General features: G+C 71.3%; 15 protein-coding genes and 1 pseudogene. 7 read left to right on the top strand and 9 right to left on the bottom strand.

Annotation, left to right across the window (positions count from 1 at the left end):
* Positions 1 to 139 precede the first annotated feature (139 nt).
* The 6 genes and pseudogenes from E9998_RS18195 to E9998_RS18170 all read right to left on the bottom strand — a co-directional run.
* A pseudogene (locus tag E9998_RS18195) lies at positions 140 to 349 on the bottom strand (DUF397 domain-containing protein); the annotation flags it as partial.
* A complete protein-coding gene (locus E9998_RS18190; protein ID WP_136531119.1) occupies positions 306 to 1,169 on the bottom strand; it encodes a Scr1 family TA system antitoxin-like transcriptional regulator in 864 nt (287 codons plus the stop codon). The gene E9998_RS18190 and the pseudogene E9998_RS18195, both read right to left, overlap by 44 nt.
* A gap of 168 nt (positions 1,170 to 1,337) precedes the next feature.
* Positions 1,338 to 2,690: a GH1 family beta-glucosidase gene (locus tag E9998_RS18185; protein WP_136531118.1), complete on the bottom strand. Its 1,353-nt coding sequence runs from the start codon at positions 2,688 to 2,690 to the stop codon at positions 1,338 to 1,340.
* A 43-nt stretch (positions 2,691 to 2,733) separates the two neighbouring features.
* The gene (locus E9998_RS18180; protein WP_204745521.1) at positions 2,734 to 3,795 is read right to left on the bottom strand and encodes a carbohydrate ABC transporter permease; all 1,062 of its coding nucleotides are present in this window, start codon (positions 3,793 to 3,795) and stop codon (positions 2,734 to 2,736) included.
* Positions 3,792 to 4,769, bottom strand: coding sequence for a carbohydrate ABC transporter permease (locus E9998_RS18175; protein ID WP_136531117.1), 978 nt, complete (start codon positions 4,767 to 4,769; stop codon positions 3,792 to 3,794). Before E9998_RS18175 ends, E9998_RS18180 begins: the two co-directional genes overlap by 4 nt.
* 149 nt (positions 4,770 to 4,918) lie before the next feature.
* Positions 4,919 to 6,328, bottom strand: a complete 1,410-nt coding sequence (locus E9998_RS18170) for an ABC transporter substrate-binding protein (protein ID WP_136531116.1) — start codon at positions 6,326 to 6,328, stop codon at positions 4,919 to 4,921.
* A gap of 256 nt (positions 6,329 to 6,584) precedes the next feature.
* Here E9998_RS18170 and E9998_RS18165 point away from each other — a divergent pair, with 256 nt between their 5' ends.
* The 4 genes from E9998_RS18165 to E9998_RS18150 all read left to right on the top strand — a co-directional run bounded on the left by E9998_RS18165 (position 6,585) and on the right by E9998_RS18150 (position 11,854).
* Positions 6,585 to 7,775, top strand: coding sequence for an ROK family transcriptional regulator (locus E9998_RS18165; protein WP_136531115.1), 1,191 nt, complete (start codon positions 6,585 to 6,587; stop codon positions 7,773 to 7,775).
* A gap of 102 nt (positions 7,776 to 7,877) precedes the next feature.
* Positions 7,878 to 10,433, top strand: a complete 2,556-nt coding sequence (locus E9998_RS18160) for a DUF4118 domain-containing protein (protein WP_136531114.1) — start codon at positions 7,878 to 7,880, stop codon at positions 10,431 to 10,433.
* Entirely contained in the window at positions 10,430 to 11,104 is a 675-nt protein-coding gene (locus E9998_RS18155; RefSeq protein WP_136531113.1) for a response regulator, read from the top strand. The genes E9998_RS18160 and E9998_RS18155 overlap by 4 nt, the downstream gene beginning before the upstream one ends.
* A gap of 36 nt (positions 11,105 to 11,140) precedes the next feature.
* Positions 11,141 to 11,854 (top strand): hypothetical protein, encoded by a 714-nt coding sequence (locus E9998_RS18150; protein WP_204745520.1) that lies wholly within the window; start codon positions 11,141 to 11,143, stop codon positions 11,852 to 11,854.
* A gap of 127 nt (positions 11,855 to 11,981) precedes the next feature.
* Here the strand turns inward: E9998_RS18150 and E9998_RS18145 are convergent, their stop codons facing one another.
* The 3 genes from E9998_RS18145 to E9998_RS18135 all read right to left on the bottom strand — a co-directional run bounded on the left by E9998_RS18145 (position 11,982) and on the right by E9998_RS18135 (position 14,290).
* A complete protein-coding gene (locus tag E9998_RS18145; protein ID WP_136531112.1) occupies positions 11,982 to 12,380 on the bottom strand; it encodes a hypothetical protein in 399 nt (132 codons plus the stop codon).
* A gap of 22 nt (positions 12,381 to 12,402) precedes the next feature.
* Positions 12,403 to 13,644: an ergothioneine biosynthesis glutamate--cysteine ligase EgtA gene (gene egtA, locus E9998_RS18140; protein ID WP_136531111.1), complete on the bottom strand. Its 1,242-nt coding sequence runs from the start codon at positions 13,642 to 13,644 to the stop codon at positions 12,403 to 12,405.
* 190 nt (positions 13,645 to 13,834) lie between these two features.
* A complete protein-coding gene (locus E9998_RS18135) occupies positions 13,835 to 14,290 on the bottom strand; it encodes an RrF2 family transcriptional regulator (RefSeq protein WP_136531110.1) in 456 nt (151 codons plus the stop codon).
* 314 nt (positions 14,291 to 14,604) lie between these two features.
* Here E9998_RS18135 and E9998_RS18130 point away from each other — a divergent pair, with 314 nt between their 5' ends.
* From E9998_RS18130 to E9998_RS18120, 3 genes are all read left to right on the top strand, one after another.
* Entirely contained in the window at positions 14,605 to 15,177 is a 573-nt protein-coding gene (locus E9998_RS18130; protein WP_136531109.1) for a winged helix-turn-helix domain-containing protein, read from the top strand.
* Positions 15,178 to 15,510: 333 nt separating this feature from the next.
* Positions 15,511 to 16,056 (top strand): NADPH-dependent FMN reductase, encoded by a 546-nt coding sequence (locus E9998_RS18125; protein WP_136531108.1) that lies wholly within the window; start codon positions 15,511 to 15,513, stop codon positions 16,054 to 16,056.
* Positions 16,053 to 16,625 carry a flavin reductase family protein gene (locus tag E9998_RS18120; protein WP_136531107.1) on the top strand — a complete coding sequence of 191 codons (573 nt, stop codon included), beginning with the start codon at positions 16,053 to 16,055 and terminating at the stop codon, positions 16,623 to 16,625. Before E9998_RS18125 ends, E9998_RS18120 begins: the two co-directional genes overlap by 4 nt.
* The last annotated feature ends 25 nt before the right edge of the window (positions 16,626 to 16,650 follow it).

Raw genomic sequence — 16,650 nt, 5'->3', positions numbered from 1 at the left:
AGCTGACCATCCGCCTTCGAGATTGAAGAGGCGCCGGTCCTGGGTGTCCCGGCTGCCGTGCGGGTCGGCCGTGGGGACGCGCGAAGGGCGCCCCGAAACGGGGACGCCCTTTGAGGTTTGGAGTTAAGCGGGTCGCCCTCAGGAGGCCGGCGAAGTCGGTTGCGGCGAGGTCGAAGACCGGGGAATCTCTGCCGAGCTTGGAGTCTCGCACCTGGAAGCCGGTGCAGTTGTCGTTGGCGGAACTGGTGCTGCGGGTGCTCTTCCGCCAGGACTGGCGGCACTCGACGCAGTTGTCGTTGCCGCTGTTAGCGCTCCGGGAGCTCTTCCGCCAGCTGGTGTACTCCGCCATCGAGGAACCTTCCAATCCCTTGCGCGATTGTTCGCAGGTGTCTGCGGTCCTGATCATACAAGGCGATCTTTTCGGGCCGAACGATGTGACGGCTCTGGTCGCGGTTCTCGACGTAGACGAAATCAGGCCCTGAGGAGGGCCGATCCTCGCTAACAAACATCTCAAACGGGTACACAGCAAGGTGTCTCTGAGGAACCACAAGGACCTCACATCCCGGGAACGAATCCGCCCAGCGAAGCCGATCGACTTGCCTCTCCTTCTCAATCGGCGCGAGCTGGTCCAACACCGCAATGGCGCTCGCGGGCACATAGAGTTCGGCCGAAGGACCATCCTCACCGGTGAATCGCGCGAAGAACTCAGCAGCACGGCGTTCGCGTTCCTTCCACAGCCTGATCCTGCTGGCCGGATCTCGCGTGTTCGCGATGAGCTTCATGAAGGTGGCCTCAGTTTGGAGCGGGCCAAGCAACAGAAACGGGTCCCACTTCACAAAACTCCCGTACGAGCGCTCGGCACTCTCCACGATGTAGAGGGCCCGCTGGTCGAGGTCGGCGATGAACTCGCTGCCGCTGAACAACTGATCCCACACCATGTCCATGAACGCCGCGCGCTCCGGATCGGCCCCGGTCTTGGTGCAGATGTATGCCAGATTCGCCTTGTCCGGCAGTCGCTTTCCGTCAATCCACTCCCTAGTGGAGTTCGGACTCTTGCCGACCATCTTCGCGAACTGGCGGTGGTTCCAACCCTTCGCCTCTACCAGCCGATTGATCTCCGACCACAGATAGGCCTTGAGGAGTTCCGTGTGCAGGCCCTCTGATGCCATGCCGCCTCCCATGCGGTGTCGCCGACTACCCGTTGTAGGCATGATCGCACGGATAGTCCAATGCGCAACCCCCATGTCCCCCTGTCCATTTCGACACACCATTACGGGTGGTCCATTACGGCGTCCCGTTTCGGAGCGCCGTAATGGACCACCCGTGTCGTACTCGGTTCAGGCGAGGTTGGCGCCGTTCGCGGCGATGACGTCGCGGTACCAGTGGGCGCTGCGCTTGAGGGTGCGCTGCTGGGTGGCGTAGTCGACGCGGACGATGCCGAAGCGCTTGGAGTAGCCCTCGCCCCATTCGAAGTTGTCGAGGAGGGACCAGACGAAGTAGCCGCGGAGGTTGGCGCCCTTGCCGATCGCCTCGCCCGCCGCCTTGAGGTAGCCGTCGAGGTAGGCCACGCGGTCGTCGTCCTCGACCGAGCCGTCCGGACCCACTGCGTCCTCGAAGGACGCGCCGTTCTCGGTGATGTAGATCGGCAGGTCCGTGTACTCGGCGGAGAGCCGCTCAAGGACCCGGCGGAGGCTGTCGGGGTTGATCTCCCAGCCGAAGCCGGTGACCGGGTTGACCGGCGGCAGGCTCCGGTTGCCCAGGTGGGTGTCGGTGGGGTCGGCTTCGACGATGAAGCGGTGGTAGTGGTTGACGCCCACGAAGTCCAAAGGTGCGGCGATGCTCTCCATGTCGCCGGGGAGCACGGCGTCGAAGGCGCCGGTGGGCGCGAAGTGGCGGAGCATGTCCTCGGGGTAGGAGCCGCGGAAGAGCGGGTCGAGGAAGAGGCGGTTGCCGCCGCCGTCGGAGAGGCGGGCGGCCTCGACGTCGGCGGGCTTGTCGGTCGCGGCCTCGATGTCGGTCATGATGACCGCGGAGCCGACCTTGGCGCCGGGCACGGCGTTGCGGATGGCGGCGACGGCGAGGCCGTGGCCGACGTTGAGGTGGTGGGCGGCGCGGAGGGCCGCGACGCGGTCGGTGCGGCCGGGGGCGTGGACGCCCGCGTGGTAGCCGAGGAAGGCGGCGCACCAGGCCTCGTTGATCGGGATCCACTCGTCGACGAGGTCGCCGAGGGCGGCGGCGGTGCGTCCCGCGTAGTCGGCGAAGCGCTCGGCGGTGGCCCGCTCGGGCCAGCCGCCCTCGTCTTCGAGGACCTGCGGGAGGTCCCAGTGGTAGAGGGTCACGGCCGAGCGGATACCCCTGTCCCGCAGGTCGGCCAGCTGCTCGCGGTAGAAGGCGACAGCGACCGGGTTGAGGTCGCCGCGCCCGGTCGGCTGGAGGCGCGCCCAGGAGACCGACATGCGGTAGGCCTTCAGGCCCAGGTCGGCGGCGATCGCGAAGTCCTCGCGCCAGCGGTGGTAGTGGTCGCACGCGACCGCGCCGGTGTCGCCGTCCCGGGTCTTGCCGGGGGTGGCGCTGAAGGTGTCCCAAATGGACGGGCCACGGCCGCCCTCGTCGGCGGCGCCTTCGATCTGGTAGGCCGCCGTCGAAGCGCCCCAGAGGAAGTCGTCGGGGAACGGGCTGTTCGCGGTCATGTCGTGTGCTCCTTGGTCGGGTGTACGCGGTGGTGCTGTCGGCTCATTTGTCCACGCCGGTGACGACGATGCCCCTGATGAAGACCCGTTGCGCCACGAGGAAGATCACGACGGGGAGGGCCAGTGCCAGGATCGCGGCGGCGAGGATGAGGTGGGGTTCGGAGTTGTAGACGCCGCTGAAGTAGCTCAGGCCCACGCCGATCGGGACGATCGCGCGGTTGCCGGCGAGGTAGAGCAGCGGTTCGAAGAAGTCGTTCCAGGCGTAGAAGAAGTGGAAGAGGCTGACGGCGGTGAGGGCCGGGAGGGCCTGGGGGACGATGACGCGCAGGAAGGTGCGGATCGGTCCGGCGCCGTCGATGCGGGCGGCCTCCTCCAGTTCCCTCGGGATGGTGAGGAAGTACTGGCGCAGCAGGAACACGTTGAAGGCGTTGGCGAACAGCTGCGGGACGATGAGCGGCAGGTAGGTGCCGACCCAGCCCATCTGGAGGAACACCGCGTACTTGGGCACGAGGGTGACCGCGGGCGGCAGGAGGATGGTCGCCATGAGGAGTCCGAAGAGGACGCCGCGGCCGGGGAAGCGGAAGCGGGCGAAGCCGTAGGCGACGACCGCGGAGGAGACGACGGTGAACAGCATCGTGGTCAGGGCGTACATGAGGGTCCAGCCCATGAGGCGCACGAAGTCGATGGTGTTCCAGGCCTCGGAGAAGTTGCCCCACTGGGGGTCGAGGCCGGTGACGGGGTCGAGGGTGCGCCAGCGGCCTTCCCATTCGATGGTGCCTGAGCCGGGGTTCTCGGGGTCGACGAAGACGCTTGACTCGCGTCCGGGTTCGACGAGGGCGAGTTCGCGGGTCTGGCCGTCGGGCATGGGGACGGCGAAGATGTCGAGCTCTTCGCCTTCGTACTCGTAGGTGAGCGCCGAGACGGGGAGGAGTGCGGCGTTGGGGTCGGAGACGCCGTCCTTGTCCTTGAGGGCGGTGGCGGCGCCGTAGCCGAGGGGCATGAGGAAGATCGCGGCGAGCAGGAGCGCGCCGAGGGTGGTGCAGGCGGAGAACAGGAGGTTGCGGCGCTTGCGGCGCACGGCGGCCTCGGTGGGCTGGGTGGTCACGAGCGCTCCGTTCCGTAGTGGACCCAGTGGCGGGCCGTGCCGAAGAGCAGTCCGGTGAAGACCGCGACGACGATGAAGATGAACCAGGCCAGGGCGGCGCCGTAGCCCATGTTCCCGAAGACGAACGCCTCTTGGTAGAAGTGGACGAGCAGGAACTTGCTGGCCCCGGCGGGTCTGCCGGTGGCGCCGAAGAGGACCCAGGGGACGACGAAGTACTGGAGGATGAGCACCGAGCCGATGACCAGGTTGTAGAACATGACCGGGGACAGCAGCGGCAGGGTGATCGAGCGCAGGCGTCGCCACCAGCCGGCGCCGTCGATGGCGGCGGCCTCGTAGAGCTGCGTGGGGATGCCCTGGAGCCCTGCGAGGTTGATGATCATCGAGTTGCCGATGCCCCACAGGCCGATGAAGCTGAAGGCGAAGAGGACCAGGACGGGGTTGTCGAACCAGCGGATGCCCTCGGCGCCGGTGGCGTCGATGCCGGACAGGCCGATGAGGCGGTTGACCCAGCCGGTCTGGGGGTTGAGGACCTGCTGCCAGATGAGGATGCCGGCGACGAGCGGGATCATCGAGGGCGCGAAGAACAGGAGCCGGAACAGGCCGGTGAACTTGAGGTACCGGGAGTTCAGGAGCAGGGCGAGGCCGAGGGCGACGACGAGGCTCAGCGGCAGGAACAGCACGGTGAAGCGGAAGGTCGCGGCGAGGGCGGTCCAGGTGTCGGGGTCGGAGAGGGCCCGTTCCCAGTTGCTCCCGCCGGCGAAGGTGGTCGCGTCGGGGTCGGTGAGCTGGAAGTCGAGCATGGAGAAGACGAGCGAGGCGCCGATCGGGACGGCCCAGAAGAGGACGAACCCGATGATCCAGGGGCTGATGAACGCGTAGCCCCATCGCGCTTCGCGGCGCGCCATCGGGCTGGCGGGTCGCCCTGAGCGTCTGCCCCGCCTGGCGGTGAGGAGCGCGTCGGTGAAGTCGGACATGGGAAGGCGGGCCTTTCGGGAGGCGCGGCGGCGGCTCTGGGCCGCCGCCGCGGTCGCGGTCGCGGGTGCCGGGGCGGGCTCGGACACCCGCCCCGGCCGGTGGTGGCGGTCCGGGTTCGGGGCCCGGACCGCCGGGGTGTCGACGCCGGTCAGGCGGCGTCGAAGACCACTTGCAGGTCCGCCTTGAGCGCTTCGAGCTCGGCGGGGATGTCGAGCCCCTCCTCTTGGGCGAAGCGGGTGGCGTATTCGGCGATCACGGCCTCGGCTTCCAGGAAGTTCGGCATCCCGCCCTCGTGGGAGGGGTTGTCGACGTAGGACATGCCATCGACGGCGGTGTCCCAGTTGATGTCCTGGCCTTCGAAGTTGGCGGCGCCGACGCGGTCGAAGTAGCCGTCCTGGAGGCTGATGCGGGCGGGCATGCCGCCGTAGGTGGTGGTGAGCTCTTCGGCGGCGTCGCCGATGAGGTGGGTGAGGACCTGGAAGGCCTCGTCGGGGTGCTCGGTGTCCCCCAGGATCGAGAACGTGTCGGCGTGGAGCTTCGCGGTGGTGGTGCCGTCGTAGGAGGGGACGGCGGCGGTGTCCCAGGTGCCTTCGAACCCGGCCATGCAGCAGGTGGCGTACCACAGGTGGGTGTTGCCCATCGCGAGGTTGCCGGACTCGAACCAGGAGCCGGCGTTGAGCATGTCGGAGTCGCCGTAGGGACCGTTGGGGATGAAGTGGGCGGTCCACATGCCGTCGTAGTACCACTGCTGGGCCTCGGCCCAGTGCTCGGGGATCTGGGCGTTGCCCTCGGCGTCGACGAAGCTGCCGGAGCCGAAGAGGGTGGACTGGGCGCGGATGTCGGCGAAGACGTTGCCGAAGCCGAACTGGACGATGTTGGCGGGGTCGAAGTCCGGGCTGGTCGCGTCGTTGCCGTCGGCGTCCACGGTGAGCCGCTTGGCGAGGTCGGTCATGGTCTCGATGTCCCAGGGCCGCTCGGTGCCGTCGGCGTCGACGTAGGGGGCGCCGTACTCCTGGGGCGGGTAGGGCAGCCCGGCCTCGTCGAAGAGGTCGAGGTTGACGTACATGAAGGAGGGGAAGACCGCGAAGGGCAGGCCGATCTGGCCCTCTTCCTCGATGCGGTAGAAGTCGACCAGGGCGGGGTCGAAGTCGGTGAGGTCGTAGTCGTTCTCCTCGATGTACGGGGTGAGGTCGAGCCACGCGCCGGGGAAGGTGGAGCGCCCGCGGATGCCCATGGGGCCCACGATGTCGGGGCCATCGCCGGTGGCGATCTGGGTGGAGAGGATGTTCGGGGCCTGGTCGGCGTCGACGATCTCCAGGACGAGTTCGATGTCGTCCTGGGAGGCGTTGAACTCCTCGACGATCTTCTCCTGGGCGGGGATGGTGGGGGCGTCCGAGCCCGCGCCCATGCCGACGAACCAGCGGATCTCGACGCGGTCGGTCGCGCCCGAGCTCCCGCCGTCGAGGCAGGCGGAGGCGAGCAGGGCCGCCGCGCCGCCGATGGCGACGGCGCGGGCGGCGGCGATGCCGCGTCCGCGGAGGGACGGTGTGGTCCTCATAGATGCTCCTAGTTGCGGCCGCCGGTGGACGCCGGCGGCTGGAGGGATTTCGGTCGGTGGTGCTTCGGTGAGCGCTCTCCCAACACGCGGAGGGGAGCCTCGGTTCAGTGCGGTCCGGGGGTGGCCCAGAGGTAGGCTTTGCAAGTCGTACACGACTTATTGATAAGACTTAGATTAAGTAGTTAGACTCATGTCGTCAATCTCCCCGACATAACGGCATGAGCTCGGACCGATAACGACACGGACTGGTGGACAGATGCAGGCCCCGAGGCACAAGACGACCCGCGACCTCAAGATCGGCAACCGGATGCGGCTGCTGCGCAGCCTGTACTTCGACGGCCCGCTCACCCGCCGCGACCTCGCGCCCGCCACCAACCTCAGCATCGCGACCATCTCCAACGTCACCGCCGAGCTCCTCGCCGACGGGGTCCTGCGCGAAGCGGGCAAGGTCGAGTCCGACGGCGGGCGCCCGCAGATCCTCCTCGAAGTCGACCCCGGGCACGCGCGCGTCGTGGGCGTCGACGTCGGCGAGACCCACGTGCGGGTCGAACTCCTCGACCTCAAACTCGCCGAACGGGCCAGCGCCGAACACACCCTCTCCCCCGGCCGCCACGACCCGGCCACCGTCGTGGAGCACATCGTCGCGGGCGTGGAGACCGTGCTCGCCGAGGCCGAGGGCGCGCCCGTGCTCGGCGTGGGCGTCGGGATGCCGGGCGTGGTCGAGTACGGCGAGGAGGGCGTCATCCACGCCAAGGCCTTCGGCTGGGACGCGGTCCCCTTGGGCCGCATGCTCACCGAACGCCTCGGGCCGCTGCCGGTGCACGTCGACAACGGCGCGATGACCATGGGGCAGGCCGAACTGTGGTTCGGCGCGGGCAAGGGCGCCGACGACGCCGTCATCGCCCTGATCGGCTCGGGCGTGGGCTCGTGCATCGTCGCGGGCGGCTCGCTCTACCGCGGCGCGGGCTCCAGCGCGGGCGAATGGGGCCACACCACGATGCAGGTCGCCGGGCGCCGCTGCCGGTGCGGGTGCCGCGGCTGCCTGGAGGCCTATGTGGGCGCCGAGGGCATCCTCGACCGGTACCTGGCCGCCTCCGGCGTGGTCGACCTGGCCGGACGCAGCGAGGAGGGCGCCCTCGAACTGCTGCTGGAGCGCGCCGACGCGGGCGACGCCACCGCCGCGGCCGTCGTGGACGAGACCGTCGAGTACCTCGGGGCGGGCCTGGCCGACCTCCTCAACCTCTTCAACCCCGAACTCATCGTCATCGGCGGCTGGGCCGGCCTCATGCTCGCCGGCGCCCGCCTCGACGCCATCACCGCCGCCGCCGGCTCCTACGCGCTCGGCCAGCCGTTCGCGACCGCGACGATCCTCCCCGGGCTCCTGGGGCCCGACGCCGTCGCCAAGGGCGCCGCGACCCTCGTCATCGAGCAGTTCCTGCGGGGCTGAACCGGGCGGGCGCCCCGGCGCTGAGCGCGAGGTCACCGCTCCCCCGTCACCTTTGACGCTTTCTTGACGGCATCGGGCGCCGAAGCGAGTGATGATGGTGCGGTGCCACGTGGACAACTGCGGATCTACCTCGGCGCCGCCCCCGGGGTCGGCAAGACCTTCGCCGCGCTCGAAGAGGCCCACCGGCGCGCCGACCGCGGCACCGACGTCGTGATCGGCTACGTCGAGACGCACGGGCGCGCCCACACCGCCGAGCTCGTCGGCGAGTTGGAGACCGTGCCCCGGAAGGTCCTGGAGCACCGCGGCGCGGCCTTCGAGGAGTTCGACGTGGACGCGGTCCTCGAACGCGGCCCGGCCGTCGCGCTCGTCGACGAACTCGCCCACACCAACGTCCCCGGCTCGCGGAACGCCAAGCGCTGGCAGGACATCGACGAACTGCTCGACGCCGGGATCGACGTGGTGTCCACGGTGAACGTGCAGCACCTCGAATCGCTCAACGACGTGGTCGCCCAGATCACCGGCGTGCCGCAGCGCGAGACCGTGCCCGACGAGGTGGTGCGCCGGGCCGACCAGGTCGAACTCGCCGACATCACCCCCGAGGCGCTGCGCCGCCGCATGGTCCACGGCAACGTCTACCCGCCCGAGCGCGTCGACGCGGCCCTGTCGAACTACTTCCGGGTCGGCAACCTCACCGCGCTGCGCGAGATCGCGCTGCTGTGGCTCGCGGACAAGGTCGAAGACCAGCTCGAACGCTACCGCGAGGCCGAGCACATCACCGCCACCTGGGAGTCCAAGGAGCGCGTGGTCGTGGCGCTCTCCGGCGGCGACGAGGGCGACACGCTCATCCGCCGGGCCGCGCGCATCGCCGCCCGCTCGGGCGGCGCCGACCTGAAGGCCGTGTACGTCGCCTCGGGCGACGGCCTCGCCAGCGCGCGGGCGGCCCGCAACCTCGCCCGGCAGCGGAACCTCGTCGAGGACCTCGGCGGGTCCTACCACCAGGTCGTGGGCGAGGCGATCCCCGAGGCGCTCTTGGACTTCGCGCGCGGCGTCAACGCGACGCAGCTGGTGCTGGGGGCCTCGCGGCGAGGCCGGTTCGCGCAGATGCTCTCGCGCGGGGTGGGCGTGACGACGACGGTGATGTCCGGGCGCATCGACGTGCACCTGGTGAGCCACGAGCGGGTCGCCTCGGGCGGGCGGCGCTCGCGCTCGGGCCGGGGCGTGCTGGGCTCCGACCGCAGGCGCCTGGGCGTGGGGCTGTCACTGCTGGGCGTCCCGGCGCTGGCGCTGGCCCTGGTGCCGCTACACGACAAGCTGTCGCTGACGACGATCATGCTCATCGTCCTGACGGCGGTCATGGGGCTGACGCTGACGGGCGGGATGTGGCCGGCGCTGCTGGCGGCGGTGCTCGGGAGCGTGCTGCTGAACTTCCTGTTCATCGAGCCGTACTACACGTTGAAGGTGGGCGACCAGGAGCAGATCATCGCGCTGGTCATCTTCGTGGCGCTGGCGCTGGGCGGGGCGAGCGTGGTGAACGTGTCGGCGGCGCGAGCGCGGCTGGCGGCGCGGGCGAGCGCGGAGGCGCAGACGCTCGCGACCCTCGCCGGGAACGTGCTGCGAGGCGGGAACCGGGTGGAGGACCTGCTGGAGCAGCTGCGGGAGACGTTCTCGCTGGAATCGGCGACGCTGCTGGAGCGGACGGAGCCCGGTGCCGGCCCGGCAGAGCGGCAGGACCCTCGCCTGTGGCGGGTGGTGGCGTGCGCGGGCGCGGCGTGCGGGAGCCCGGGTTCGGCGGAGAACGACCTGCCGATCGACGAGGACCTGGCGCTGGCGCTGCGGGGGCACACGTTGGAGGCGGCGGACCGGCGGATCGCGCAGGCGTTCGCGATGCACGCGGGGGCGGCGCTGGAGCGGGAGCGGCTGGAGCGGCAGGCGGCGACGGTGGAGCGGTTGACGGACACGGACAAGCTGCGGACGGCGCTGTTGGCGGCGGTCTCGCACGATCTGCGGACGCCGCTGGCGTCGGCGCGGGTGGCGGTGACGAGCCTGAAGTCCACCGGGGAGCTGTTCACGCCCGCGGAGCGCGCGGAGCTGCTGGACACGGCGGAGACGTCGCTGGGGCGGCTGTCGGGGCTGGTGGACAACCTGCTGGACATGAGCCGGCTCCAGGCGGGGGTGCTGGGGGCGAACCCGGTGCCGATCGCGATGGACGACGCGGTGCCGTGGGCGCTGGACGAGCTGGGCGAGGCCGCGGCGGGGGTGCGGCTGGACGTGAGCCCGGACCTGCCGGAGGTGATGGCCGATCCGGGGCTGTTGCAGCGGATCCTGGTGAACCTCATAGCGAACGCGCTGCGGTTCTCCCCCGAGGGCGAGCCGCCGCTGCTCATCGCGGGGGTGCACGGGGCGATGGCGGAGCTGCGGATCATCGACCGCGGTCCGGGCGTGCCCGATGAGGACCACGAGCTGATGTTCACGCCGTTCCAGCGGCTCGGGGACCGCGACAACTCCACGGGCGTGGGGCTGGGGCTCGCGCTGTCGCGGGGCCTGGCCGAGGCGATGGGCGGGACGCTGGCGCCGGAGGCGACGCCGGGCGGCGGGTTGACGATGGTGCTGGCGCTGCCGCTCGCGGTGGCGCCGAGGGAGACGGAGGAGCCCGGGTGATCAAGGTGCTGGTGGTGGACGACGAGCCGCAGATCGCGCGGGCGCTGCGGATCAACCTGACGGCGCACGGCTACGAGGTGAGCACGGCCCCGGACGGGGCGCAGGGGCTGCGGGCCGCCGCGGCGGTGGTCCCGGACCTGGTGGTGCTCGACCTGGGGCTGCCGGACATGGACGGGACCGAGGTGATCGCGGGGCTGCGCGGCTGGTCGAAGGCGCCGATCCTGGTGCTCTCGGGCCGGGCCGCGAGCGCGGAGAAGATCGCGGCTCTGGACGCGGGCGCGGACGACTACGTGACGAAGCCGTTCGACATCGGGGAGCTGCTGGCGCGGGTGCGGGCGGCGACGCGGCGCAGCGGGCCGGGCGGCGACTCGCCGGTGACCGCGATCGGTGAGGCCACAGTGGACCTCGCGGCGCGGGTGGTGCGCCGCGGGGGCGCGGAGGTGCGTCTGACGCCCACGGAGTGGCAGCTCCTGGAGGTGCTGTTGCGCAACCCTGGCAAGCTCGTGGGCCAGCGCGAGCTGCTGCACCGCGTGTGGGGCCCGAACTACGACCGCGAGACGAACTACCTGCGCCAGTACATGGCGCAGTTGCGCAGGAAGCTCGAAACGGACCCGGCGCGGCCGGTGCACCTGCTGACCGAACCGGGCATGGGCTACCGCTTCCGGCCGTAGGCGGGACGGCCGCGGCTTCGACATACGCTCCAGGTCATGCAGCGGTCTCATGAGGCGTCCCTCGGCCTCGAAAACGCGTTCCCGGCCCGGTTGCGCGGCGACGTGCGGCAGGTGATCGAGCTGGTCCCGTACGCGAGGCTCGGCCCGACGGCGCCCTTCGACGTGGTGGTGGGCGGCGAGACGCTCACGCTGCCTTACCGGATCTACAACGCGGAACCGGACCCCGCCGCGGTGCGGTCCCTGACCGGCAGGCAGCGGCTGATCGCGCACTGCCTCTACTCGCGGCACCACGACGGCCGCGTGCGCCAGCGGCGTCTCGAGTCGCTCCTCGATGCGGCCGAGCCCTGGGTCGTTCCGTTCGTGGTGCAACTTGCCGGGGAGTACGTGCTGGAGATCGTCGAGGACATCGGGCGGGGCCTGTCCGGTCTCGCCGTCCCGGGCTCGGTCGAGCGGCGGCTCTACGGGGAGTTCATCACGCGGAATCCGGCGTTCTACGCGCGTACGGAGGCTCGGGCGGTGAGCTACTGGGACTGCTACCACCGCGGAAGGTACCCCGTGTTCGGGAGGTATCCGGGCTCGGAACCGCTGGAGGCGTTCCGGTCCGCCGCCACCGAGCACCACGGCGCCCGGTGGCCTCGGAACACGCCTTCCCCCTTCGCGCCCGCGATGCCGCGCCGCAGGCGGGGCCGCACTCACGGGCCGGATCAGGTCTGCCCTTCGACGCCTCCGCGCCTGGCCGACTCGTTCTAGAGTGGACGCCACGAGCGGACTTGGAGCTGGACATGAGCGCAACTGGAGGCAACAGGTCTTGGGCGGTGGCGGGGTTGTGGGTCGCCTCGGTGCTCTTCGCGGCCTTGGCGATCGTGAAGGTCGTGCTCTACGCGGACTTCGCGGCCGACGCCAGCGCCGGGTGCGGTTCCGAGTCGAACCCGGGCTTCGTGGAGGCGTGCGAGCAGTTCGCGCCCCTCTCCTGGTACGGGCCGTACTGGCTGGCGATCCTCGGCTCGGCGCTCTTCGCGGTCCTGTTCGCGTCCGCCGCCGTGTTCGCGGCCAAGGGCCGCGGCGCGTTCCGGTACGCGCGGGCCGTCACGGTCCTGGCGGTGCTCCTCGCGGTGGTCCCCGGCGTGCTCGACCTCGGCTGGCGCTTCGCGATCGCGACCTCCGGCGAGGCCGACGAGTGGGTCGCCGAGTACGTGCGCGACGGCGTCCCGTCCTGGTACGGCCCCTTTGCGACCGCGGCGCTCCTCATCGCCGCCGCGGCCGCGATCGCGGGCACGGCGCTGCTGCGGCGCTCGGCGTTAGCCGCCGGTCACCAGTTCGTCGGCCCTCGTTCGGCCTCTCGCCACAAAGGACTCCGTGAAACGGTCGACGGCTTCGGCGACGGCCGGGTCGGTCTGGGCTGCCCTGGCGCCTTCGAAGCAGGCTCTCGCCGCCGCCGCGATCGGCGCGTCGAGCAGGGCCGCCGTGGCGGCCCGCAGGTAGAGGTCGCCGGGGGTCGCGTTGCGCCACAGGGGTTCGAGCGCCTCGTGGGCGGCGGCGTTGGCGGCCGGGTCGTCGAAGAGGGCCGCGGCGACGGCGACGGGGACGATCCAGTCGGGGCCGGGCTGGGCGTCGATCATGCGCAGTTCGAGGTAGGCGCCGCGGGGGCGTACGGGCGGGAACAGCGTCGTGAGGTGGTAGTCGAGGTCGTCGGCGGTGGGCGGGCGGAGGGTGGCGCTGCGGAGCCAGCCGCGGAAGGTGAGGCCGCGCGGCACGGTCCAGCGGCCGGGCCCGCGCAGGGCCATGACGCGCGCGTCGAGGGCGTAGCGGGCCCAGTCCTCGCGCGGGTCGCGCCCGGGGTCGTGGGCGTGCGGGACGGGGCGGGCGCGGGTGGGGTCGATCGCGGTCCACACGTGCTGGCGGGTCGAGCGCCACAGGCTGGGCGCGCCGCGGCGCAGGGGCGAGTTCGCGAAGGCGGCGATGAGGACCGGGGCGAGGCGGTGGGCGAGGACCCAGCGGGCGGCGATCCCGGCGGGGCCCGGGCCGTCGCGTCCGGTGTCGAGGCAGACCTGGACGGAGGCGGTGTTCGCCATCATCCAGCGCCCGGCGCGGCCGTCCTGGTCGAACAGCTCCTCCATCGCCTGGTAGCGCTGGTCGCGAAGGACCCTGCGGGGCAGGCGGACCGGGTCGAGGCCGAGGCCGAGGAGCTCGTAGCCCTCGTCGCCGAGGGCGGCGCCGACGCGGGCGCGGTCGGCTTCGAGGGCGTCGAAGCACGCGCGGACGCCCGCGAGCGGCGGGGTGCTCAGTTCGAGGGCGCCGCCGGGCTCGAAGGTGAGCCTGGTACATCGGGGCAGGGCGTCGCGGACGCCGAGGACGGCCTTGAGGGACTCGGGGTCGGCGCGGCGGCGCCGGTCGGCGGTGCTGGTGACGAGCCATTCCACTTCGGCGCCGACGAGCGCGGGACCGCTGGGGCCGAAGGCCGTTGCGGCAACGCGCTCGGCCGCCGCCGCCTCGGTCAGGGGCGGGGCTTGGGCGCGGTCGCGGAGCGAGGCGTCGGACATGCTGACCTCCAGACGTGGCGTGTTCGGCCCGGGACGGGGAGTTCCCGGGCCGACCCGGCCGGACTGGTCCGGCCGGTGTTCCCGACCGGACGACTCCGGCCGCTGTTTCCGGTCGGACGAGTCCGGTCAGTATTCCTATCTCTTCAATAGGATATATAGATATTACGGGCCGCGGGCGCCGCGCGCAACCTCAGCGGGGCAGCCAGGCATCGTCCACCGAGGTCAGTTCGGCGACCTGGACCGGGAAATCGCCCGACGCGGCCTGCGCCAGGGAGACCTCGTCGAGCACCGACCGCACCGCCGCCCGCGCGGCCACCCACAGCCGCGGCAGGTTCACCGCGGCCCCTTCGTAACTCGTCTCCTCGGGTCGGCGCCCGCGCACCTCCGACAGTGGACCGTCTACGGCGCGCAGCACCTCCCCCACCGAGATCCGGCCGGGGGCGCGGGCGAGCCGGTAGCCGCCCTCCACTCCCCGAACGCTCTCGACCAGGTGGGCCCTGCGGAGGTCGCCGAGGATGACCTCGGCGAACTTGCGGGGCAGCTGCTGCTCGGCGGCGAGCGCGCTCGCCGAGACGGTGTTCGGATGACCGGCGACCAGGGTGACTGCGATGCGAACGGCGTACTCGCCGCGTGCGGAGACCTGCATGGTGCGCGGCTCCCTTCGTGTTGTTCCGGGGCATGTCGAACAGAGCACTTGAATCCTACTTGATTAATAGGATATGCTCACGGGGTGAACCGCATCGGCGGGCGCCCCGGTCCCGAGCGGACCAGGCGGCGCCACATCGACTACTCCCGCTCGGACTCGGCCCTGTGTCGACCGGGCGGTGCCGCCGGTCCCGTCCACTGAGCCGCAAGGCGATCGGACGATCCCGTCACCGAGTTCGGAAGCGCCCACCCGCGCGCGCCGACGACGCCGCCCGCCCCGGAACTCCCACCGAAACCGAATGCGAAGGCGCTCCCATGACTCCCGTCCAGACCCGCACCCGTCCCCCGGTCCTCCGCCGCTCCGGCACCGCGACCATCACCGTCACCGTCGAGATCCCGGCCGACGACCCGCGCCTGGCACGGCGCCTCACCGCCGCGCTCGGCGTCCTCGCCCAGCAGGGCGGGCGCGTCGCCGTCGCCTCCGAGGGCGTGCCGGCCTCGCTCGACGTCCCCGCCGAGATCGCCGCCGCGCCGGCGCGGCGCCCGGCGCTCGTCATCGACGTGCCCGGCCGCGAGGTCCTCGTCCACGGCGAGGCGATCGGCCTGACCCGCCTGGAGTTCTCGCTCCTGGCCTTCCTCGCGCGCTACCCGGGGATGGTCCACACCAGAGCGGAACTGCTCCAGTACGTCTGGGAGACCCCGGACACCGGCCTGCCGGGCCGCACCGTCGACGTCCACGTGCGGCGCCTGCGCGCCAAGCTCGCCGAGTTCGACGCGCTGGTGTCGACCGTGCGCGGCGTGGGCTACCGGTTCACCAAGAGCCGCGACGTGGAGTACCGGGCCGCCACGGGGATCTCGCCCGCCGAGGACCGGGTTCTCAGCATCTAGGAATTCCTAGTAATTCCATAGGATTACTGCTAATGTTGTTCGCATGACGACCGCCGGCATCCTCACGCGGCGGCGCGAGATCGATCAGATGCGCGCCGCGAGCGCCCTCTGTCCTCTTCGAATGAGCTAGCCCGCCAAGGGCCTCACAACTCCACTTCAATCCGACCGCGGACGCGGCCGGGCCGCGACGACCCCTGAGCGGGACGCGCCGCCCGGCCCCCGCCGGGTCCGCCTGCGCGGACCGCCATCGGGCCGCCTCGTGCCCACTCCCCCAGACCCAGCGCGCCCGGCACCGGGCGCGCCTCCGCACGCCACCCATCGAAGGACTCCCCCATGACCGCGAACCTCAACGTCACCACCGTCGTCGGCAATCCGAAGCGCCTCTCGCGCACCCTCACCACCGCAGAGGCCCTGGCCGCGGCGATCGCGGCCGGGCTCGGCACCGAGCCCCGCGCCGAATCCGTCGACCTCGCCGAGCTGTACCTCACCGGACTCGAACCGCCGCACGGCGGCTTCGAACGCCTCCTCGGGCAGATCCGCTCCGGCGACGTCCTCATCGTCGCCACCCCCGTCTACAAGGGCAGCTACACCGGGCTGCTCAAACTCTTCCTCGACCAGCTGCCGCCCAAGGCCCTCGAAGGCACCGTGACCGTCCCGGTCACCGTCGCCGCCTCGCGCGAGCACCGGCTCCTCGCCGACCTCCACCTGCGACCGGTCCTCGCCGAACTCGGCGCGAAGACCCCCGTCCCCTCGCTCACCCTCGTCGAAGGCGAACTGCCCGAACTGGACGCCCGCCTCGGCGCCTGGACCGAAGCGCACCTCGCCGACCTCGCCGATGCGCTCGCCTTCGGTCGCAGGCCGATCGGGGCCTCGGCATGAGCACCCGCATCGACACCGCGCTCGACGCCTTCGCCGCCGACGGCCCCGCGATCCACCGGGCCACCGCGCACCGCGGGCACACCGGCACCGTCGGCGCCGCCGACTTCCGGGCCCTCTTCCGGTCCCACCCCGCCGGAGTCACCGTGGTGTGCGCCGACGCCGGGACCGGCCCGGCCGGGTTCACCGCCACCTCGCTCACCTCCGTGTCGCTCGACCCGCCGCTGGTCTCCTTCGCGATCGCCGCGACCTCCTCGGCGTGGCCGACCGTGCGCGACGCCGCCAGCCTCACCGTCAACTTCCTGTCCGCCGACCAGCACGACATCGCGACCCGCTTCGCCACCAGCGGCATCGACCGCTTCGGCGGCCCCACGCTGTGGTCGCGCCTGGAGTCGGGCGAACCCGTCCTCGACAACGCCCCCGCGTTCCTGCGCGCGGTCGTGACCGACCGCATCGAGGCCGGTGACCACCACATCGTCCTCGCCCTCGTCGCCGACGCCGAGACCGGCGGCGCCCACGATCCGCTCGTCTACCACGCCGGCGGGTACTGCGCCGCCGCCCCGCTCGACTGACCCCGATCCCCGCCCTTCCGAAAGG

The sequence above is a fragment of the Glycomyces paridis genome (assembly GCF_004912155.1).
Lineage (GTDB): Bacteria > Actinomycetota > Actinomycetes > Mycobacteriales > Micromonosporaceae > Glycomyces > Glycomyces paridis.
The sequence above is the reverse complement of the archived record's forward strand: the minus strand, read 5'-3'. Positions and strand labels throughout refer to the sequence as shown.